This window comes from Streptococcus sp. DD11 (assembly GCF_001578865.1).
Lineage (GTDB): Bacteria > Bacillota > Bacilli > Lactobacillales > Streptococcaceae > Streptococcus > Streptococcus panodentis.
Window position 1 is genome coordinate 30,392 of sequence record NZ_KQ969394.1, and the last position, 22,258, is coordinate 52,649.

Here is a 22,258-nt window from a genome sequence, read left to right on the forward strand (position 1 = left end):
ATAACCGTCTTCGAATTCCAGAAGCTTTCTGCTTCATTCAGCGTGTACTGGACAGTGTGGTCATCCACCGCTTTGACGCCTACTTCAGAGAAATCTTTGATTTTGCCGTCGATATAATCTTTCAGACCCTTGACAGAATTCTGAACCAAATACAGGGTTTCTGACTTGTTATCAGCCGCATACTTGAGACCGGTCACAAAATCTTCTGCTTTGACATCGGCATATTCTTCGCCATCAGATGTGTACCATTTAGCGTTTTTACGGAGTTTGTAGGTATAGGTCAGTCCGTCTTGGGAAACAGTCCAATCTTCCGCAATAGATGGCACCAGATTTCCATAAGTATCATTTTCCAGCAACCCGTCAATCAGATTAGCAGTCAAATCTGTTGTGGAAGCCTTGCTTGAAATCAGGTAATTCAAATTTTCAGGGTCAGCTTCATACAGGTAATTAAAGGCTTTTGATTCGCTGCTTGAACTGGAGCTAGAGCCAGAGCATGCCGCAAGGAAACCAGCTGCAAGGAGAGCAGCCCCTGCTAAGGCAAGAACTTTGCTTTTTTTCATATGGGTTCTCCATCTGTTATATTTTTAGATTTAATTAAGATTATAGCATATCCGCAATCAAAAGTAAACTAAATTTTCAGAATATTATGGTATCTCACTAGCCTCAGCAGCTGAGCTTCGGCTTTTCTGATATGCCCTGAGACTGGCAGAGCCTGTTGACTTGCTGGCGATTTTCATCAAACACAAGACTCCCACCGCTGCTAGGATGGGAGTCTCTTTTTATTTCACATGTTCCTCGGCCTCTTCTTGGGCTTTTTTATTGGATTTTTCTTTTCCTTCAGCCACTTTTTGCGCGCTTGTTCAAATTCTTTGGCCGTCACTGCTTTGTCTTGGATTTTAACATATTTAAAACTGTATTCACCTTTGCTTCCAGTCCAAGCAAATGGCCCTGAGAACGGAACAACCTTACGAACGCTTGGTGTTGCACCGGATGACCAAGCTGGAATCAGAAGGGCACTGTCGGTCAGCCAGGCCTGTGCTGCCGCATATTTTTCGTAGCGTTTGTTAATATCCTCATTTTCTGCAGCGGCGTCTTCCAAAAGCCTGTCATACTCTTCAAAGCCAGCCTGTTTAGCGGCTGCATTGTCCGTCCCAGAGTCAAAACCAAAGTAGCTATCGGCACTTTCCCCTGTCTTGGAATTTGTAATTTCCAGATAAGAAGATGGATCGTTATAATCCGGCGACCAGCCAAGATTATTATTCAAATCCCAATCTTGCTGAGACGCTGACGTTGCAAAGTAGGTGATATTATTGAGCTCATCGTCCGTTATCTGCTGAATGTCAATCACCACATTGTCTGAGCCAAGATTGGCTTCGATGGACTGCTTCAGCGACTGCACACCCTTAACGCCATTGGTGTCTGCCGAGCTGACGGGAATATCCAGATGAATAGGGAATTCTGCTCCTTCGGCCTGAAGAGCTTCTTTGGCTTTGGCAAGTTCCGCCTTGGCCTTGTCTGGATTATAAAGGCCATCCTGCGCATCGTCTAGTGTGACACCCTTCCACTCATCACCGTAGCCGGCTAGATTTTCCTCTACGATGCTGCCAAACTCTTGGCCATTCGCCTGAACAAAAGTCGGCGGCACAAAGGTGTTGCGAAGCTGCTTGTCTGCTGCTTCTTCTCCGTTAATCTGAGCAGAGTAGGCGGTCCGATTAAAGGCAAAAAGCAGAGCCTGACGGAAATCCTTATTGAGCAGTGCCTTCTTGGCAGAAGATTTCTGCGCCTCTGTGGTTTTGGAGGTGTGCTCATAAGACTGACGATCAATATTCGTCGTGACAACGAAAGTTCCTGAACCTTGAGGCGTGTAGACGATATTCTCACCATACTGTTTCTTCACACTGGCAAAGTTAGAGCCATTTGGGAAGACCCGCGCAATGGTATAGTTGCCGTCAGAAAAGCCGCGCACGAGCGATTCGGTATCCTGACCGTCATAGTAAGAAAATTTGACATTGTCAACGTTCACCTTCTCCTTATCCCAGTAATTTGGATTTTTCTCCAAGCTGATCTGAGATTTGGAAGTGATGGACTTCAGGATAAAAGGGCCGTTGTAGAGGACACTGGTCGGATCCGTCCCTTGCGCAAACTGATTGCCTTTTGATTCCAGAAACTCTTCATTGACGGGGAAGAGAATCCCCATAGTGGTCTTAGAATTCCAATAACTTTCCGGCTGATTCAGGGTGTATTGGACTGTCGAGTCATCCACCGCCTTGACGCCCACTTGGGAGAAGTCTTTGATCTTCCCGTTGACATAATCATCCAGACCCTTAATCGATTTCTGAACGATGTAGAGGCCGTCAGACTGGCTGTCTGCCGCATGCTTCAGACTGGTCACAAAGTCCTGAGCAGTCACATCTGCATACTCTTCACCATCAGAAGTATACCATTTCACTCCCTTACGAAGCTGATAAGTATAAGTCAGACCGTCTTTTGAAACCGTCCAATCCTCTGCTAGAGAAGGCACCAAGTTCCCATACTGATCGTTTTCCAGCAAACCATCCACTACATTAGCCATGATCTCGTTGGTTGCTCGCTTATTGGACACAGTGTAATCCAGCGTATCTGGATCTGCGGTATAAACATAACTATAGTTTTTTCCAGATGAATTGGAGCCGCCAAACGAACAAGCTGCCAGAATCCCCGCAGAGAGAACCATCAGCCCAGTCGCTGCAGCTAACTTAGATGCTTTCATAAACTTCCTCCAGTTTTCCTAAAGATTACCTTCATTATAGCACGTCCCTCAAGATATGTAAACGCTTTAACAGACTGAAAAATATGCAAAAAAGAGCTGGAGACAAGGCTGTCTCAAACTCTTTCTTGCTTTATTTGATATGCTTTTCAAGCTCTTCTTGGGCTTTTTTATTGGATTTTTCCTTTTCTTTTTCCCACTTTTCAAGAGCTGCTTCGTAGTCTTTGGTCGTTACAATGTCTTCTTGGATCTTCATATGTTTGAATACATAGAGATCCCCTTTGATTCCGACATAGGAGTATGGTTTTGTAAATGGCGTCACCTTCTGAACCATAGGAGAAGCACCGGCAGAAACGCTCTGAATCACAATCGAGCTGTCTGTCAGCCAAGCCTGTGCCGCTGCATACTTGGTATAACGGCTGTTGGTATCTTGCTTTTCTTTATCAGCCGCATCCAACAGATCTTTATAGTCATTCAAGCCAACTTTGGCAACGATATCCTGATTTTTCCCTTTTTCCAGACCGATATTATCCAAAATATCACCTGTTTCCGGATTAAAGATGTTCAGATAAGTTGACGGATCCTGATAGTCTGCTGACCAGCCGGACATATTGAGGTCATAGTCTTTTTGGGCAGCCGTTTCCGCAAAGTAAGCTGCATTGTCGTAGTCATCTGTCGACAGTTGCTGCACATCAATCACAACATTCTCCTGACCAAGCGCTGCTTCCACAGATTGTTTGAAAGAGTTGGTCCGCTGTACGGCAATCTTATCTGACTGGTCCACCGGAATATCCAGATGGATAGGGAATTCAACTCCTTCTGCCTGCAGAGTTTCTTTGGCTTTGGCAATTTTTGCCTTGGCCTTATCGGCATTATAGATACTGTCTTGGGCATCAGCCAATTTCACACCAGACCATTCATCGCCGTAAGCAGAAAGCTGACTTTCAACCGCATCAGAGAAATCTTTGCCGTCTACTTGAACGAAGCTAGGAGGCACCAGGAGCGTTCGGATAATCTTAGTCGCCCCTTCTTCTCCGTTGATCTGCGCTCCGAAGGACGTGCGGTCAAAGGCAAAATTGATAGCCTGACGGAAGTCTTTATTTTGGATTGCAGCCTTAGCGGCAGCTTTTTGTGCATCTGTTTTAGAAGAGTGGTTGTAAGACTGACGGTTCAGGTTAAAGCTGAAGAAATAACTGGAAGAGTTCTGCGGTGTAAAGATAATATTGTCTTTGTACTGCTTTTCGACAGAAGTATAGTTAGAGCTTGTCGGATACAGCCGAGCCTGCGTGTAGGCTCCGTCTGAGAAATTGCGGACCAGTGATTCCTGATCTGACCCGTCATAGTAGGTCAGCTTGACATCTTCGATCTCGACATTGTCCTTGTCCCAGTAGCTTTGGTTTTTAGAATATTCAATGACAGACTTAGAAGTATAGGCTTTCAAAATATAAGGCCCATTGTAAAGCAGTCCGGAAGGTTTGACAGTACCGAACTCTTTACCAGAAGATTTCAGAAATTCTTCATTGATAGGGAAGAGAATGCCCATGGTCGTCTTGGAATTCCAGTAGCTTTCAGGCTCGTTTAAGGTGTATTCAACCGTGTGATCATCTACGGCTTTGACACCGACCGTCGAAAAGTCTGTTGACTCGCCCTTGACATAAGCATCCAGGCCTTTGATCGAAGACTGCACAATCGGGAGAGCTTCTGATTTTTCATCTGCAGCATGTTTCAGACCCGTCACAAAGTCTTTGGCCGTTACATCAGCATATTCTTCACCATCTGATGTATACCATTTGGCATCCTTGCGCAGCTTGTAGGTATAAGTCAGACCATCCTTGGAAACGGACCAGTCTTCCGCGATAGAAGGGATAAGATTTCCGTATTCATCATTTTCCATAAGACCATCTACCAAGTTTGAAATAATATCAGCAGTAGAAGCCCGATTTGAGTTGACATAATCCAATGTATCAGGGTCTGTCTGATAAACATAAGAATAGGTCTTGACTGAACTGGAGCTTGAACTACCGCAGGCCGTCAAAAAGAGGGCTGATGCAGCTACAAGGCCAGTAATGGTTAGCCATTTCGATTTTTTCATGAGCGATCTCCTTCTCAATTTGTATTGTATTATTATACAATATTTTTTTATAAAAACAAATGCTTTATGTAAAAAATAATAAATTTCTATTTTTTAGCTCAATTAACTGTGTTTTTCACATAATTTTCAAAAATACTATCATATTTATTTTAAAGCCGCTTTATAAAAATTCGGTTAAAGCAAACAGTCTATTTCATATTTGTGAAAGAAAGGAGATTTTTATGATACAATGGTTATATCTTGTATGAGGGGAAAACTATGAAACGATTTTTTCTATCTATAATCCTGCTGATTGCCCTGACCGCAGGCAAAGCAGCCGCTGATGACTACAATGCAGCCGCCAAAAGCGCTATCGCAGTCGATGCAACTTCCGGAAAGATTCTCTATGAGAAAGATAGCAGCAGCCCCATTGAGGTAGGCTCTATCACCAATCTCCTGACCGTCTATCTGGTCTATGAAGCGATTGACAAAGGGCAGCTGACGGCCGATACTTATGTGGATATTTCAGACACAGCCTATCATTTGTCGGTCGGCACCGATATCAGCAATGTCCCTTTGGAAGCCAGACGCTACAAGGTCAAGGACCTGATAACTGCTTCTCTGGTGTCCAGCGCCAATGGCGCAACGCTGGCCTTGGCCGAAAAAGTAGGCGGCAGCGAGGAAAATTTTGTCCAAATGATGAAAGCCAAGCTCAAGGAGTGGGGAATCGAAGATGCTACTATCGTGAACTCTACCGGGCTCAACACTCTGCTGCTGGAAGAAACAGCCGAGGAAGAAAGCTCTGCCAGCACCGCTGCTCCTCAGACGCAAAAAAGCAAAGACACAGAAAACAAATTCAGCGCTTATGATGTAGCTGTAATCAGCCGGCATCTGATTCTTGATTATCCGCAGGTAACCGATATTACTTCCAAGGCCACCGTGAAATTTGCAGATATGAATCTGGAAAGCTATAATTTTATGCTGGAAAATCAGACAAACTTCCGCTCAGGCGTGGACGGACTGAAGACCGGCGGTTCGGATAAGGGGGGCTCCTCCTTTGTCGCCAGCACCAGCGAAAATGGCATCCGAATGATTACCGTCGTGCTGGGCGTGGAGCAAACGGACGGTGACCCCTATGCCCGCTTTGTGGCTACAGCCGCTCTGATGAATTATGTTTCGCAAAACTTCACCCAGACGACAATCGTTGCGGAGGGCGAAGCTTATAATAAAAGCAAGGCCACTGTCATTGATGGCAAGCAAGAGACTGTGACAGCTGTCGCCAGCAAGGACTTTACCATTGTTGAGCGCATCAGCAATCAGGCCGAGCATAAGATTGAATTTTCAACGGACAAAAAAGGCTTTCAGGCACCGCTGAAAAAAGATACAGAGGTCGGAACCCTGACCTATACAGACCCAGAACCAATCGGCCAGGGCTACCTAGAAAACAAATCGCCTTCGGTCACCATGGTCGCAGGCAATGATGTAGAAAAAAGCATTTTCTTTAAGGTCTGGTGGAATGATTTTGTCCGCTATGTCAATGAAAAACTATAGAAAAGATTGCGAAAAAGCAAGAGCGGAAACCGGCTCTTGCTTTTTTTATCGTCAGTTAGTTCATCTTTTATTGCTTTGTTAACCCGCTTTGCTCCAACAGCCCGGAAGGACTGTTGGAGGTTGGAGATAAAGGCGGTGGGACAGAACTAAATTTTTAAAAATTTAGTTCCCTTCACTCTTTTGTTTCTAAGCTCAGGCTGAAAAGGTCTCCCAGACCTTTTCACTCCCAGCCCCGCGAGGATGATTAGGAGCTTTTTGGAGTCTAAAAGACGAACAAAAAGTCCAATCAGCTACCGCGTCAAAAGTTTTTTACCAAAACAAAGCGAGACTGAAAGACTTTTGTCTCAGCCTCGACTTTCGTTCAGTCCGGGGGAGTGGGAGTCTTATACGGTATCTTCCCAAAGATAGCTCCCTCTGTGGGTGAGGGCGCAGCCATCATGGGAGGCTGTCCCAGCCTCAGCCCGAACCTAGAAACGAGATAGCGAGGCAGAAAGGTTTCCCCAACTTTTCTAACCCACCGAACCTTCCATTTCGTAGCTAATCAAGCGGTTAAGCTCAACAGCATATTCCATGGGCAGCTCCTTGGTGAAGGGTTCAACAAAGCCCATGACAATCATCTCAGTCGCTTCGGATTCGGACAAGCCGCGGCTCATGAGATAGTAGAGCTGCTCCTCCGAAATCTTAGAAACCTTGGCTTCGTGTTCCAGAGCTACCTGAGAATTGTGAATTTCATTGAAAGGAATGGTATCTGACGCAGAAATATCATCCATGATAATCGTATCACACTCGATATGGCTGACGGACTTCTGCGATTGCTTGCCAAAAGTCACCTGACCGCGGTAGTCTACCTTGCCTCCGCCCTTGGCAATGGACTTGGAGACGATAGAGGAGCTGGTATGCGGCGCATTGTGAATCATCTTGGCTCCTGTATCCTGGTGCTGATTGGTATTGGCAAAAGCGATGGACAGCATAGTCCCACGCGCTCCGGGACCGTCCAAATAGACAGACGGATACTTCATGGTCGTGCGAGCGCCCAGATTGCCGTCAATCCACTCCACAGTGGCATCCTTCATAGCCCGTGCCCGCTTAGTCACCAGATTGTAGACATTGTCCGACCAGTTCTGAATGGTTGTATAGCGCATATAAGCGCCATCCAGAGCAAAAATCTCAACAATAGCCGCATGCAGGCTGTTGCTGGAATAGGTCGGCGCTGTACAGCCTTCCACATAGTGCACGCTGGCCCCCTCATCCACAATAATCAAGGTCCGTTCAAACTGGCCGGAATTTTCATTGTTAATCCGGAAATAGGTCTGCAGAGGAATATCCACCTTGACTCCTTTGGGCACATAGATAAAGGTACCGCCCGACCAAACAGCTGAGTTGAGAGCTGCCAGTTTATTATCGGTCGGCGGAACCAGCTTGGCAAAATACTGCTTGAAAAGCTCAGGATATTCCTTGAGTGCAGAGTCGGTATCGGTAAAGACAATCCCCAGCTTCTGAAATTCTTCCTTCATATTGTGGTAAACCACTTCGGATTCGTACTGGGCTGCAGCTCCTGCCAGATAGGCCCGTTCCGCTTCGGGAATCCCAATCTTCTCAAAGGTTTCCTTGATTTTTTCCGGCACCTCATCCCAGCTTCTAGCTGGCTTATCAGAGGCCTTTTGGTAGTAAATCAGGTCGTCAAAGTTAATCTCTGACAGATCCGGCCCCCACTTCTGCATGGGCATTTTCTTGAAAGCCTCATAGGATTTGAGCCGGAAATCCAGCATCCATTCCGGCTCCTCCTTGGCTGCGGACAGCTCACGAATCACCGCTTCGCTGAGCCCCTTACCAGTCGATAGGACTGGATCGACATCATCATGAAAACCAAATTTATAATCACCGAGATCAATCGGTTTTGGCTCTACTCTTTCTTCTGACATATTTTCCTTTCATATCCTTAGATTTATACGCAAACTATTTTGAATGCCCGCTCGGAAAGGAGCCGGCAGACAAGCGGATCCCCCATCATGGCAGAAGCACTCCAAAGGGGCTTTCTCTGACTCCTTCACAGCGGCTTGTAGGAGGCGAATCGTCTCAACACACCCAGTATCGAAAACGAGCGCAGGCTGCCCGAGGCACTGCTTTGATGCTGCGGACACCAAGCCAGTATCCAAAGCATAGAGCGGGTGAGGCTGAGACAGCCTCCAACAGTCTGGCAGGCTGTTGCTAGCAACACCATCAAAGATAAACTCAATGACTCTATTCACCTATTTCAGCATCTGCAGCGATAGCCCGCTTGAGAGCGTTCCAGCCTAAAGTCGCGCATTTGATTCGCTGCGGAAATTTGGCAACACCCGCCAAGAAAGCAGCATCTCCCAGCTCTTTTTGACGCGGGTCAGCCTGCCCCTGAACCATGAGAGAGAAAATCTCTGCCAAGTCCAGAGCTTCTGCTTTGGTCTTCCCCAAAACGGCATCTGTCATCATACTGGCTGAGGCCGTAGAAATGGTGCAGCCGGAATTGACAAAGGCAAGATCTTCAATCCGGTCCTGATCATTAAATTTAACAGACAGGCTGATGACATCCCCGCAGGTCGGATTGTTGAGACTGACCTGCTCGGCATCTTCCAGCCGGCCCTGATGGTGGGGATGGGCGGAGTGGTCTGTCACCACCGCCTTATAGAGACTGTCTAGCTTAGAAAGTGCCATTGAAAAACTCCTTTGTCTTTTCCAAGGCCTCCACCAGTTTGTCGCAGTCAGCCTTGCTGTTATAGATATACAGACTGGCCCGTACAGCCGCTGCCAGTCCCAGATGGCTGAGCAGAGGCTGGGCACAGTGGTGGCCGGCCCGTACAGCAACTCCCTCATAGTCAAGAGCCGTCGCAACATCATGAGGGTGGAGCCCTTCCAGATTAAAGGCGATGACGCCTGAGCGCTGGGACAAATCCTGCGAACCATAGATGGTCAGCCCTTCCACGGCCTGCAGCTTAGGAAAGAGATAGGCCAGCAATTCCTGTTCATGCTGCTCAACTGCATCCAGACCGAGTGCTTCCAGATAATCAATCGCAGCAGCCAGACCGATGGCACCGGCCATATTGGGCGTTCCTGCTTCAAATTTCCAGGGCAGCTCCTTCCAGGTTGCTTCCTGCTCATAGACAAAGTCAATCATCTCGCCGCCAAATTCTACCGGTGACATCTCCTCCAGCAGCTCTTTCCTGCCGTAGAGAACCCCAATACCGGTGGGCCCCAGCATTTTATGGCCGGAAAAGGCAAAGAAATCAGCACCCAGCTCCTGAACATCAATGCGCATGTGGGGAGCGGACTGAGCACCATCCACCACCAGAAGACCTCCTTTTTGATGCACCAGCTGGGCAATTTCTTTGATTGGATTGATTACTCCCAGGACATTGGAAGCATGAGCCAGAGCCACAAACTTGGTCCGCTCGCTCAGTTTGTCCTTTAGATCTTCCAAATCAAGCGCTCCGTCCTTGAGATAGACATAACGCAGCTGGGCGCCTGTCCGGCGGCAGGCCTCCTGCCAGGGGATAAGATTGGAGTGATGCTCCATGACGGAAATCAGCACTTCATCGCCCGGCTGCAGCTTTTGTGCAGCAAACTGTGCCGCCCAATTCAGTCCCGTCGTGGTCCCTCTGGTAAAGAGCACTTCTCTGCTAGAGGCCGCATTGATAAAAGAACGCACCCTTTCCCGGGCTGCTTCATAGGCTGCGGTGGCCCGCTCAGCCAAGGTATGAACGCCGCGATGGACATTGGCATTGTCCTTTTCATAGTAGTCCCGCATGGCTGCCACCACCTGCTTGGGCTTCTGGGTTGTCGCAGCATTGTCCAGATAGACCAAGGGTTCGTCGTTGACGATTTGGTCTAAAATGGGAAAATCCTTCCGGATCAGTTCTGCATCAAATTTAGCCATGGTTGCTCCTATCTATCAAATGAACAGGGGCCTCCGCAGTGCTTCTTAAAGCAGCCGCAGCCCCTGCCTGATTTTTATTTCTTAGCGAGAATAATATCAATATTCTCAATCATCTCATCACGAACTTCCTTGACCGGAATTTCCACAATGACAGAGCCTAAGAAGCCGCGGACCACCAAGCGCTCGGCCGTGGCCTTGTCCAGCCCCCTGCTCATGAGGTAATACATATCTTCGGGATCCACCTGCCCGATTGAGGCCGCATGTCCGGCTGTTACATCATTTTCATCAATCAGAAGAATCGGATTGGCATCTGAGCGGGCCTGATCAGACAGCATCAGCACCCGGCTTTCCTGCTGGGCATCCGCTCCTTTGGCTCCCTTGATAATATGGCCTATACCATTGAAGGTCAGGGTTCCCCTCTCCAGAATCACTCCGTGCTGCAGGATATTGCCGATGGAATTGCAGCCGTAGTTGGTCACTCGCGTATCAATCCCCTGCACCTGCTTGCCGCTCGATAGGGCCACGACTTTCATATCTGCATGGCTGCCCTTACCATAGAGGTCGCTGTCAAAGTCAGCTACCACATTGCCTTCATTCATAACCCCGATAGCCCAGTCAATCATGGCATCATGGTCCAGCTTGCCCCTGCGGCTGATATAAGCAGTAACGTTTTCACCCAAGCGGTCAATGGCAGAAAACTTAATCTGCGCACCGGCCTGAGCAATGACTTCCACCGTGATATTGGCCGTCGCAGGTACAGTGCCTTGACCGTAAGTCTCCAGGCGTTCCAGATAGCTGAGTTTGCTGTGCCGGCCGGCAATAATCAGAATGTGCTTGTTAAAAGGAACAGCGCTGTCACTGTCCTGGTAAAAAATCCCTTCTATAGGCTGGTCAATTTCAACATTGTCAGGGATATACAGAACCGCCCCGCTGTTAAAATAAGCCGTATGGTAGGCTGCCAGCCTGTCCTCATCAAAACGGACGGAGGACATAAAATGCTTTTCGAGCAATTCCGGAATTTCTTCCAGAGCTGAGTGGAAGTCCGTAAAGACAACCCCCTGCTCAGCCAGATCTGCCGGCAGCTGTTCCAGAACAGTCTGAGTGCCGACCTGAACAAGTTTTAAATGATTGTCCAGAGCTGTAAAATCCGGAACGCTGGCCAGCGGCTCGCTGTCAGAAATGGTGCCGTCGCCTAGATTCCAGCGGTGGAACTTAACCCGCTCAATATGGGGCAATTCCAGCTCATCCATCTTGTCAAAAGCTTGCTGCCGCAGGCTGAACAGCCAGTCAGGCTCGGCATGGAGCTGTGAAAATTCTTGAATCGTTTCTTTGGTCATGTCATTCTCCTATCTTTTATCAAGTCAAAAGAATGCTGACTAAGCTTCTTCTTGGTAGTTAAAGCCCAGTTCTTCGGCCAGCTGAGCATAGCCTTCTTTTTCCAAGCGAACTGCCAGTTCCGGTCCGCCGGAAAGGACCACCCTGCCGTCCATCATGATATGGACCACATCCGGTGTGATGTAGTTGAGCAGCCGCTGATAGTGTGTGATAATCATAGCGCCGAAGCCTTCACCGCGCATGGCATTGACCCCTTTGGAAACGACTTTCAGGGCATCGATGTCCAGACCGGAGTCGATTTCATCCAAGAGCGCAAAGGTCGGCTCCAGCATGAGCAGCTGCAGGATTTCATTGCGTTTCTTTTCACCGCCGGAGAAGCCTTCGTTGAGGTAGCGCTCGGCCATTTCTTCTTTCATATTGAGCAGGGCCATTTTCTCATCCAGTTTCATGATAAAATCACGGACAGAAATCTTCTCCTCTTCTTCCTTGCCGGCATTCATGGCTGCCCGCAGAAACTCTGCATTGGTAATGCCAGGGATTTCACTGGGGTACTGCATAGCCAGGAAAAGCCCCATACGGGCCCGTTCGTCCACTTCCAGCTCCAGGATATTGACACCGTCAAAAAGGACCTCCCCCTGCGTCACCTCATAGTTGGGGTTGCCCATAATGGCAGCCGACAGAGTGGATTTCCCCGTTCCGTTGGGCCCCATAATGGCAGCTACTTCTCCGGTTCTCAGGGTCATATTGACTCCCTTAAGAATTTTCTTGCCTTCAATTTCTACATGAAGATCCTTGACTTCTAATACAGACATCGCTCTGTTCCTTTCTTTTTTGCCTTTCAGCCCTTGGTATCGCTCTCGTCCGGCCCTTCGCTGCAGCACTCCTGCGGATGGCCATCCTGCCGTCTTCTTCCCCCTGCACAGTTCATTAGACGCTTGAGCGCCAAGAAGCACTGCTGAGCGGCTGCTCATTCGCTGAACCATCAAGTCTTACAGGCCGCTGCTCTGACATCAAACTTGGCTTGCCTTATCGACAACCAGCAGAGGCTCTGCGGGGCAGTCCAAGCGGCTGCTATACTCTCTTTAGTATACCAAAAAAAAGCCTAAAAGGCTTTGATTTTGTTTAGAATAATTCTTATTTATCCTGTTTTTTCTGCCACTTGCGGCGAATCTCTTCCCGATAGGAAGAATTGCCGATAAAGCGGAGAATATTGAGCAGAGGCGTCCGATTGGGGCCTAAAACCCCGACCAGCTCAGCAAAGAGCTCCACTCCCAGCAGCAGGCCGATTATCAGCAGCACGCCCCCAATCCGGCTGGAAACATTGAGCAGGAGGGAAATCATGGCAAAGACCAGAGATATACCGTAGATGACCAGCACCGTCCCCCGATGGGTCAGTCCCAGCGACAGCAGCCTGTGATGCAGATGGTGCTTATCCGGAGTGTAGAATTTCTGACCGGACAGAGTCCGGCGGATAATGGCCAAAAACGTATCGGTAATAGGAACGCCCAGAATAATCATAGGTGTCACGACTGCAACAGCGGTGGCATTTTTCAGCCCCTGCAGAGACAGGACCGCAATCATGAAACCGATAAAAAGCGCCCCTGTATCCCCCAAGTAAATAATGGCCGGATGGTAATTGTAGGGAAAGAAACCGGCAATGGACATGACCAGAACAAAAATCGTCAAAGTCAGAAAGAGATTATGCTGAGGCAGGAAAAAGTAAGAAACAATCCCCATGGTTACCAGCGAAATGATCGAAACCCCGCTGACCAAGCCGTCCAGACCGTCGATCAGATTGACAGCATTGGTAATGGAAATAATCCAGACAACTGTCAGAATATAGGACAGCCAAGGCTCAAAGTGAAGCATGGGGCCGCCGAAGGGAATCTTAAAATCATCCAAGCGGAAATCTGTCAGCCACCAGATGAGACTGGCAGCCAGAACAATCCCGCTCATTTTCAGGACCGGAGACAGCTCTTTTATGTCATCAATCAAACCGGTCAGGGCGATAATAGCGCCGCCCAGCACGACCGGCCAGACATAATCTACATAAGTCTGCCCCAAAAACTCAAGATGGATAATCGGAGGCATTAAAAACAGAACAGAGACAGAAAAAGCCGTGACAATAGCCAAACCGCCGCTGCTGGGCATGGGTTTTTTATTAATCCGCCTGGCATTGGGATAGTCAACAGCACCGATTTTAAAAGCTAAGAGCCGTACCAGCGGAGTCAGAAAGACTCCGATAAAAAAGGTCCCCAGCAAAACCAGAATAAATTTCAAAGGAAAAGCAATCATAAGCATTCAACCTTTTGCAGATTTGGAATGGCATCCGTCACCAATAAAAGATGGCCGTGTTCCTGCAAAACTGCCCGCGTAATATCTGAATCCTCTGCAAATTCACGCATTTTTGCTAAAAGCCAAGCCGGATAAAGCTCTGGAAAACCTTCTACATCGACCAAAATAGTCAGGTAATAAGCCGAATCATACTTGTATAACTCCGACAGATCGGTCTTATAGTCGACTGTTTTGGCAAAGGCAACGGCCTCCCTCACATCCGCAAAGCGCAGAATGTAGTAGATATACCGCTCTCCGCTGTCAGACCGGCCGTCCGCCGGCTCCTCGGAAATCTGATTTTCCTCTGCTGCTTCCGCAGTTTCCAGAGACTGGACGGCCTCTATGTCCTCCTTGCTCTTTTCAAAGATGCTTTTTTCCAAGGTCTTTAAAAATTCATCCGGAGACATATGTGACAGCTCCTCCATGTCCGGCAGGTCCGCCAAATCCTCAAAACTCAGGTTTTTATCCAGTTTGGACTTGGTGACAAATACGTCTACTTTGTCAGGCTTGGGAGTCACCCGAAAGCTGAGCATACCGCTGTCCAGAAAGTTTTCCGGCATCTCCAGTTCATCTAAAATCGTATAAAAGAATTCCTCGGTCTTTTCCTGCGGAACCAAAAAATCCGCCATTTCCATACCGCGCTCTTCCAAGTCCTCCAGCTGAATCGTAATCTTAATGGTTGATTCACTGATCTGTTTCATTTCCATATCTCTACCTCATACTCTTCTAGTCTTTCCATTATACTAAACTTTCCCCTTTATTTCAAAAGATTGCTTGCGTCAAAGACAGGGTTTCCAACTTTCGGAACATTTCATCCTCTTTGAAAATCGACGATGACCAGGCTGAGGCAAAAAAAGAGGCTGGGATTTCCCAACCTCTTATCAGGCAAAGAGAGCCTTAATGGCTGCATACACTAAGAGCAGAGCCCCTAAGCCAATCCGATACTGACCGAAAATAGTAAAGTCGTGCTTTTTGACATAGTCTGTCAGGAAGCGGATGACATACAGGCTGACCCCGAAAGCAACGCCCATAGCCACCAGCAGCAGAAACAGCTGGCCCAAGCCCAGCGTATTGCCCTTCAGTATGAACTTGAGAATCTTTACGCCGCTGGCACCGAACATGATGGGAATGCCCAGATAGAAGGTGAACTCTGTCACAACCGAGCGGCTGACACCATTGAGCAGACCGCCGACAATGGTCGCACCAGAACGGCTGGTCCCCGGAAAGAGGGACAGCACCTGAAAGAAGCCGATGTAAAGAGCGGTTTTATAAGGCAGTTTGGCCAATTCTGTAACAGCCGGCTCCTCATGCTGGCGCTTCTCCAGATAGATGAACGCCGCACCGTAAATAATCAGCATCAGCGACACAGAAACCAGATTGTAGAAATGAGCCTCAAACCAGTCATCCAAGAAGAGACCGATAAAGGCTGCCGGAAAAGCTGCCACAACAACTTTGGCCCATAGCTGCCAGGTCCTGCGGACTTCCCGCGCGGACTTGCTGGCTTTAAAAGGATTGAGCTTATCAAAGTAAATAACCACAACCGCTAGAATGGCGCCCAACTGGATGACGACATTGAACATTTCCATGAAGGCCGGATTTTCATCCTTGTACTTGATAAAATCCTGAATGAGAATCAGGTGGCCGGTACTGGAAATGGGCAGCCATTCCGTAATGCCCTCGACCATTCCGTAAATAATCGATTTTAAAATTTCAATAATAAACATTAGATTACTCCTGCAACAGCTTTAACATTCATTATATCACATTTTCAGCCGAAAAAGGCTTAAAAACTGTATTTCTGCATAACTTTACCCACTAAAAGACTTTGGCCGTCATGCGCTTTTCAGGCTGTCTGAAGATTGATTCGGAAGGCCTGCAGAACATTGCCTCGATTGACAGCAAGCGCGTCCTCCGTCTGGCAAAGCCGCCGTCATTTTCTGGATTTTGGTCAGTTTGGGCAAAAGGCAAGCCGGGAGTTAGAAAGCACCCCCGCCGCCACCGCCGCCGCCGCCGGAAAAGCCGCCGCCAGAACTGCCGCTGGATGAAACAGAGAAGTTGCTGGCTGTCGAGGCCACATGCCCATAATTGGAGAAGCTGTGAGAAGTGCTGTAAAAGAGAGTATAGAGATTGGCCTGCACATAACTGTCCATTGACGGGTTTTGCAGGCGGATCTGGCGCAGCCTCATGACCTTGCTGACACGGTCGGCATAGCCGAACAGCGTTGCATAGACCAGCAGGCGGTTCCAGAGAATAATTCCCTCAATCTCCGTCTTGTCCAGATGGGCAATATCCCGCAGCATATTGGAAAAGCTGGTCCAAAGATGGTAGTCATAGGCCCCCTTCTCATTCAGAATACCGTCCCGATAATAACGGCTAAACTTGGCGAGAAGAAACAGTCCCAGCAGCAGGGCCAGCAGAGCCAGCGGAATATAGTACCAAACAAATCCGCCCTTAGACAGCAGGAAGAAGAAAGAAACAACCGAGAGAAGCAAAGAAATGCAGCTAAGGGCAAGGGCGGTCCCCAGCCTCCTTTTTTCTGATTTGCTCAGCGGGCGGTAGTGATTGAAGAGCTTCAGACGCTTGATTTCAGAGCGTACTTTCTTAGACAGGCTGCTCAGGCTGCTGCCAAAAATTGATTTGATCCGATTGCCAATCTGCCGAACCCTGTCTTCATCTGCTGAAGACTTATGCTTATACAGGTCTTCGGAAATCTGATACTCTGCAAACAGCTCCTTGACACCTGACTGCTCCTTGCTGCCGAAGGCCATTTTCAGAAATTCCTGCTCAAATTCAGCCAGGTTCTCACGGGAAGCAATCTGCAGGACTGGATTGTCAGCATCACCTGCGAGCTGCAGATTGCCCCGGTCCAGCAAATCCAGCAGACTAGCCTGCACCATGTTTTCAAAACTGAGCGCAGCCCCGACGCTTCCGGAAGTTGGATTGACCTCCTGCATATCCACCGAATAGACATTGGCCGCCAGAACCAGAGGCGCCAGGTCCTGAGGCGCTTCATACAGGCGGGCATTCTTAGGAAAAGATTGTTTGGGTTTGATTTGATGGGCAAAAAACAGATAAACCGAGCCAGCAGCCAGCAGCAACAGCAGGCCCAGCAAAGGGAGATAGATTTCGCCCAGCTGACGATAGAAGACCGTATCACGGGCAATCTTGGCCTCCGTCTGCTTAAAGGTATCCAGATAATTACTGCTGCCTTCAGCTAGAGGCACCTGAGAGAAGGCCTGACGGTCCCAGTAGCCATGGAGTTCCACATTGTCCCCTGAGCCCAAACCGCTCAGCTTGACCTCATAGTCTCCTTGCTTTTTCTCAATCAGAGCCGGCCGGCTGAAATAGCCGGTATGGACAAAGAGGTCGGTCTGATTAAGGCCCGACGGCAGACCGGAAACGGTCAGGGTCACTTCCCTCATCCCCTGATCCCAGTCACTGATCGGTGTCCAATTCAGCTCAGCAATATCCTTATGCAGAAACAGCAGATTGTTCAGCTGCCAAGTCACTGTGACGACGACGCTGTCGCCATCGCTGCCTGCATTGTAAATCTTGACCTCATAACCGTCACCCAGATCTTTGATCTCCGGCCGGATATCTCCGTCAGGCTGCCCATTGGTCTCCGCGCTCACCAGAGGCTGCGCATCAATAGCAAAGCCAGCAGGCATCTTGCCGGCCGAACCCAGCGAGACAATCTGTCCATTGTAACTATCATTGAAATGATAGCTTACCCTCTCTGTATAAGTAGCCGTATTGTCCGCATGCAGCTCCAAATCCCCCTGATAAGCCGCAATATCATAATCTACAGCGGATACCCTGCCAGCGAAGAAGAAAGTCAAAAAGAAGACCAATCCGTACAGATATTTTTTCATCGAAACACATCCTTTCCATACACTTTGCTCTATTATATCATTTTTATCAAGTAAGGGTTTACCAAGATTGAAAAGTGCAGCATTTTTCGGTAGAATAGAGGGAACTCTCATTAGATAAGCAGGAGAAATCCATGAAAAAAATTTTTATCACACTGTTTACAGGCCTCCTCATCGCCTTAGGAACTGTAACAACCATTCAGGCAGACGACTACCTCCGTATCGGAATGGAAGCTGCCTACGCCCCATTTAACTGGACTCAGGATAATGATGCCAACGGCGCCGTTAAAATCGACGGAAGCAATCAATATGCCAACGGTTACGATGTGCAGATTGCCAAGAAAATTGCCGAGAAACTGGGCAAGAAACCGCTCGTTGTCAAAACTTCCTGGAACGGCTTGATTCCAGCCCTGACCTCCGGCAAGATTGACATGATTATCGCCGGGATGAGCCCGACGGCTGAGCGCAAGAAAGAAATTGCCTTTTCTGACAGCTACTACACCAGCGAGCCGGTTGTTCTGGTTCGCAAAGAAGGCAAATATGCGAATGCTGAGACCTTGGAAGATTTCAGGAACGCCAAGATCACCTCTCAGCAGGGCGTCTATCTCTACAATCTGATTGAGCAGCTGCCCGGTGCTAAGAAAGAAACCGCCATGGGAGACTTTGCCCAGATGCGCCAAGCCTTAGAATCCGGCGTCATCGACGGCTATATCTCTGAACGGCCGGAAGCCTTGACCGCTCAAGCAGCCAACTCCAAATTCAAGATGATTCAGTTTGAACAGGGCTTTGCAGTCGGTCAGGAAGACGCTTCAATCGCCATCGGTATGCGCAAGAACGACAGCCGTATAGAGCAGGTGAATGCTGCCATTGCTGGCATTTCAGCGGAAGAGCAGGTCAGCCTCATGGATGACATGATTGCAAAACAGCCCGTAGATACGAATACTGCAGACTCAGAGGAATCTTTCTTCAGTCAGGTCGCCAAGATCCTCAAGGAAAACTGGCCGCAGTTCCTGCGCGGAGCTGGTCTGACCCTGCTCATCTCCATCACCGGTACCATCGCAGGTCTCGCCATCGGACTCCTCATCGGCGTTTACCGGACCGCACCGGCTTCTAAGAATAAACTCCTCGCCCTGCTGCAAAAGCTCTTCGGCTGGTTCTTAAATGTCTATATCGAAATTTTCCGCGGAACCCCCATGATTGTTCAGTCCATGGTCATCTACTACGGAACAGCTCAGGCTTTCGGCATTTCCATCGACCGGACTATCGCTGCTATTTTCATCGTGTCTATCAATACCGGTGCTTATATGAGCGAGATTGTCCGCGGCGGTATCTTTGCTGTTGACAAGGGGCAGTTTGAGGCTGCAACAGCACTGGGCATGACCCACGGCCAGACTATGCGCAAGATTGTCCTGCCGCAGGTTATCCGCAATATCCTGCCGGCAACCGGCAACGAATTTGTCATCAACATCAAGGATACTTCTGTCCTCAATGTTATCTCCGTGGTAGAGCTCTATTTCTCCGGAAATACCATTGCTACCCAGACCTACCAATATTTCCAGACCTTTACAATCATCGCCGTCATTTACTTTGTCCTGACCTTTACAGTCACGCGTATCCTGCGCTATGCTGAACATCGCTTTGATACAGACAATTACACAACTGGTGCCAATCAAATGCAGACAGGAGAACTGAAATCATGACAGAAACCATCTTAGAAATCAAACACCTGAAAAAATCCTACGGTGAAAACGAGGTCTTAAAGGATATTTCCCTGACCGTTCACAAGGGGGAGGTCATTTCCATTATCGGCAGCTCCGGAAGCGGAAAATCCACCTTCCTGCGCTCGATTAATCTCTTGGAGACACCGACGGATGGAGAAATCTTCTACCGCGGCAAGAATGTTCTGGACCAGAATTACGACCTGACCCACTATCGGGAAAAGCTGGGCATGGTGTTCCAGTCCTTCAATCTCTTTGAAAATCTCAACGTTCTGGAAAATACTATCGTGGCCCAAACGACCGTTCTCAAAAGAGAACGCTCTGAAGCAGAAAAAATCGCCAAGGAGAACCTCGACAAGGTTGGTATGGGGGAGCCCTTCTGGCAGGCCAAGCCCAAGCAGCTCTCAGGAGGACAGAAACAGCGGGTCGCTATCGCCCGGGCCCTTTCCATGAACCCCGATGCTATTCTCTTTGATGAGCCGACTTCTGCTCTGGACCCTGAAATGGTCGGAGAGGTCCTGAAGATCATGAAAGATCTGGCTCAGGAAGGGCTGACCATGATTGTCGTCACCCACGAGATGGAATTTGCCCGCGATGTCTCCAGCCGGGTCATCTTTATGGACAAGGGGGTCATCGCCGAATCCGGCAGCCCTCAGGAAATCTTCAGCAATCCTAAAGAAGAACGGACCAAGGAGTTCCTGCAGCGTTTCCTGAAATAATACAGCCGTTCAGCTTGTCTTTTCTCACTTTGTTCGCTTGAGAGCAGGACAGACTCCCATGATGGCTGCGTCCTCACCCGCAGAGGGAGGCAGCTTTTGGAAGATACCGTACAAAAAATCAGTCAGACGGAGTCGTCGATGCTGCCCGCAAATCCTCGTTTCTAGCTGCTGACCTGAAAGGCGGTGGGACGACGGAATAAAAGATAAACGAAATGACGATAAAACAAAAAATAAGACGATGAGCAATCATCGCCTTGTTTTTTATTTAATGAGCATCAGGCTAGGCCTGCTTGAAGATTAGTCTTCGAACTTTTCATGGTTTTTGTCGTAGAAATCAATCAAGCCAAGGGCTGTTTCAAAAGAGATGTTCTTTACTTTTGCACGTCCTTGAGCAAGAGCAATAATAGACATCTCACGTGCGTTTGTTTCTTTACTAATACGGTAGCCAGTGATTTTCTTATCACGAACCCAACTAACAACTGATTCTACTTTATCAAAATTTGATTTCGCCATTTCTTACTCCTCTCTATTCTAGTTACATTAACAACTATAATTGTTTTTATACAGTTTGTCAACTTAAATAAACTAGATTCAAACAAATTAAATAATTCTGAATATTCTTTATTTTGCTTTGAGGGCTGAAAGTATCTGCGTTCTGATGCTTTCGACCCCTTCTGGATTAGCAGGAAGGAAGAGGGTATTGCTGTTAGGATTGTCCGCAAAATTGTTTAAAGTATCCAAATATTGATTGGTCAAAAGAATGGACATAATCTGTTCTTCTGACAGTTCAATATTGGCCCCTTTCAATTCCTTGATGGAATCTGCCAATCCGTCAACAATTGCTTTCCGCTGCTCTGCGATACCGACCCCGTGGAGACGGTCCTTTTCAGCTTCCGCAGAAGCTGCTGTGACAATTTTAATCTTGTCTGCTTCTGCCAATTCCTGAGCAGCCACGCGCTTGCGCTGGGCTGCATTGATTTCGTTCATTGACTGCTTGACTTCAGCGTCAGGCTCAACCTTGGTAATCAGGGTTTTGACAATGATATAACCGTAAGTCGACATTTCTTCTGCCACCTGCTTTTGCACTTCCAGGGCAATTTCGTCTTTCTTTTCAAAGAGCTCATCCAGAGTCAGCTTGGGCACTGAGGAGCGCAGAGCATCTTCGATATAGGATTTGATTTGAGCTTCGGGCCGCATGAGTTTGTAGTAAGCATCAATCACGTTATTTTCATTGACACGGTACTGGGTCGCAACATTCATGGTTACAAACACATTGTCCTGCGTCTTGGTCTCAACGATAATTTCACTTTGCAGCAAACGCAGCTGAACCCGGGCTGCTATTTTGTCAATTCCTAAAGGCAGACGAAAATTAATCCCACTGCTGCTGGTCTTATTGTAGCGTCCAAAGCGCTCAATAATCGCAACAGACTGCTGGCGGACAACATATACTGAACTAATCAGCAACAGCAGAGCAATCACCAGCAGTATGACAAAGAAAAATGGGATAAAAAACATATTCAAGCCTCCTTGATTCAATATAGTATATTCTAGCACACTTAATTTCAAGTTTCAAATAAAAACATACAAATTAGGCTAAAATATTTTGACAGTCTGACATCTAGACCAGCATATTGTACAGCGTCTCATTTCCATTCAGATTGATAAAGGAAGGATCAAACTGTTCAATGCGGTTAATCAAGCCGGCATAGTCATGTTTGTCAGCCAGAGCAACCCCAATCAGGACCGGCCCAGTCCCCTTGCTGGCCCGCTTGATGTATTCAAAACGGGTAATGTCATCATTAGGACCTAAGATATCATTGACAAACTCACGCAGGGCCCCCGGCCGCTGCGGAAAATTGACAACAAAATAATGCTTAATCCCATCGTAGATCAGAGCCCGCTCCTCCATCTCCGGCATGCGGTTGATGTCATTGTTGCCGCCGGAAACGATGCAGCAGACGGTCTTGCCCCTGATGTACTCGCGCAGCACTTCCAGAGCTGCAATACT

General features: G+C 48.1%; 16 protein-coding genes and 2 pseudogenes. 3 read left to right on the forward strand and 15 right to left on the reverse strand.

The features are described from left to right. The 3 genes and pseudogenes from STRDD11_RS06125 to STRDD11_RS06135 form a co-directional block, all read right to left on the reverse strand. A partial coding sequence (locus STRDD11_RS06125; RefSeq protein WP_241209341.1) for an ABC transporter substrate-binding protein occupies positions 1-560 on the reverse strand: 560 nt, incomplete at its 3' end. Between the two features lie 219 nt (positions 561-779). After that, positions 780-2,749, reverse strand: a pseudogene (locus STRDD11_RS06130) (peptide ABC transporter substrate-binding protein). Between the two features lie 130 nt (positions 2,750-2,879). Next, positions 2,880-4,838, reverse strand: a complete 1,959-nt coding sequence (locus STRDD11_RS06135; protein WP_128836410.1) for a peptide ABC transporter substrate-binding protein — start codon at positions 4,836-4,838, stop codon at positions 2,880-2,882. A gap of 258 nt (positions 4,839-5,096) precedes the next feature. On the opposite strand from STRDD11_RS06135, the gene pbp3 reads away from it, so the two are divergent. Continuing rightward, positions 5,097-6,368, forward strand: a complete 1,272-nt coding sequence (gene pbp3 / locus STRDD11_RS06140) for a D-alanyl-D-alanine carboxypeptidase PBP3 (protein ID WP_128836412.1) — start codon at positions 5,097-5,099, stop codon at positions 6,366-6,368. 509 nt (positions 6,369-6,877) lie between these two features. On the opposite strand, the gene sufB is transcribed toward pbp3, so the two are convergent. From sufB to STRDD11_RS06185, 9 genes are all read right to left on the reverse strand, one after another. After that, on the reverse strand, positions 6,878-8,290 hold the full coding sequence (gene sufB / locus STRDD11_RS06145; RefSeq protein ID WP_128836415.1) for a Fe-S cluster assembly protein SufB: 1,413 nt from the start codon (positions 8,288-8,290) through the stop codon (positions 6,878-6,880). A gap of 319 nt (positions 8,291-8,609) precedes the next feature. Continuing rightward, positions 8,610-9,056, reverse strand: coding sequence for a Fe-S cluster assembly sulfur transfer protein SufU (gene sufU / locus STRDD11_RS06150; RefSeq protein ID WP_128836417.1), 447 nt, complete (start codon positions 9,054-9,056; stop codon positions 8,610-8,612). Further along, positions 9,043-10,275 carry a cysteine desulfurase gene (locus tag STRDD11_RS06155; protein ID WP_128836420.1) on the reverse strand — a complete coding sequence of 411 codons (1,233 nt, stop codon included), beginning with the start codon at positions 10,273-10,275 and terminating at the stop codon, positions 9,043-9,045. Before STRDD11_RS06155 ends, sufU begins: the two co-directional genes overlap by 14 nt. A 74-nt stretch (positions 10,276-10,349) precedes the next feature. Beyond that, positions 10,350-11,612 carry a Fe-S cluster assembly protein SufD gene (sufD, locus tag STRDD11_RS06160; protein WP_128836423.1) on the reverse strand — a complete coding sequence of 421 codons (1,263 nt, stop codon included), beginning with the start codon at positions 11,610-11,612 and terminating at the stop codon, positions 10,350-10,352. 39 nt (positions 11,613-11,651) lie between these two features. Beyond that, complete coding sequence (sufC, locus tag STRDD11_RS06165) at positions 11,652-12,422, reverse strand: Fe-S cluster assembly ATPase SufC (RefSeq protein ID WP_128836425.1); 771 nt, start codon at positions 12,420-12,422, stop codon at positions 11,652-11,654. A gap of 322 nt (positions 12,423-12,744) precedes the next feature. Then, a complete protein-coding gene (locus STRDD11_RS06170) occupies positions 12,745-13,911 on the reverse strand; it encodes a glycosyltransferase family 4 protein (RefSeq protein WP_128836427.1) in 1,167 nt (388 codons plus the stop codon). Beyond that, a complete protein-coding gene (mecA, locus tag STRDD11_RS06175; RefSeq protein ID WP_128836429.1) occupies positions 13,902-14,651 on the reverse strand; it encodes an adaptor protein MecA in 750 nt (249 codons plus the stop codon). Before mecA ends, STRDD11_RS06170 begins: the two co-directional genes overlap by 10 nt. Positions 14,652-14,825: 174 nt before the next feature. After that, entirely contained in the window at positions 14,826-15,668 is an 843-nt protein-coding gene (locus STRDD11_RS06180; protein ID WP_128836432.1) for an undecaprenyl-diphosphate phosphatase, read from the reverse strand. A gap of 252 nt (positions 15,669-15,920) precedes the next feature. Further along, positions 15,921-17,816, reverse strand: a complete 1,896-nt coding sequence (locus STRDD11_RS06185; RefSeq protein WP_128836434.1) for a DUF2207 domain-containing protein — start codon at positions 17,814-17,816, stop codon at positions 15,921-15,923. Positions 17,817-17,947: 131 nt separating this feature from the next. Here STRDD11_RS06185 and STRDD11_RS06190 point away from each other — a divergent pair, with 131 nt between their 5' ends. Both STRDD11_RS06190 and STRDD11_RS06195 read left to right on the forward strand, forming a co-directional pair. Next, a complete protein-coding gene (locus STRDD11_RS06190) occupies positions 17,948-19,513 on the forward strand; it encodes an ABC transporter substrate-binding protein/permease (RefSeq protein ID WP_128836436.1) in 1,566 nt (521 codons plus the stop codon). After that, positions 19,510-20,250 carry an amino acid ABC transporter ATP-binding protein gene (locus STRDD11_RS06195; protein WP_128836439.1) on the forward strand — a complete coding sequence of 247 codons (741 nt, stop codon included), beginning with the start codon at positions 19,510-19,512 and terminating at the stop codon, positions 20,248-20,250. Before STRDD11_RS06190 ends, STRDD11_RS06195 begins: the two co-directional genes overlap by 4 nt. Positions 20,251-20,547: 297 nt before the next feature. On the opposite strand, the gene STRDD11_RS06200 is transcribed toward STRDD11_RS06195, so the two are convergent. The 3 genes and pseudogenes from STRDD11_RS06200 to STRDD11_RS14265 all read right to left on the reverse strand — a co-directional run. Next, complete coding sequence (locus tag STRDD11_RS06200; protein WP_128836441.1) at positions 20,548-20,763, reverse strand: capsule biosynthesis transcriptional regulator; 216 nt, start codon at positions 20,761-20,763, stop codon at positions 20,548-20,550. A 108-nt stretch (positions 20,764-20,871) separates the two neighbouring features. Next, complete coding sequence (locus STRDD11_RS06205) at positions 20,872-21,765, reverse strand: SPFH domain-containing protein (protein ID WP_164828406.1); 894 nt, start codon at positions 21,763-21,765, stop codon at positions 20,872-20,874. 103 nt (positions 21,766-21,868) lie between these two features. After that, positions 21,869-22,258, reverse strand: a pseudogene (locus tag STRDD11_RS14265) (threonine dehydratase); the annotation flags it as partial.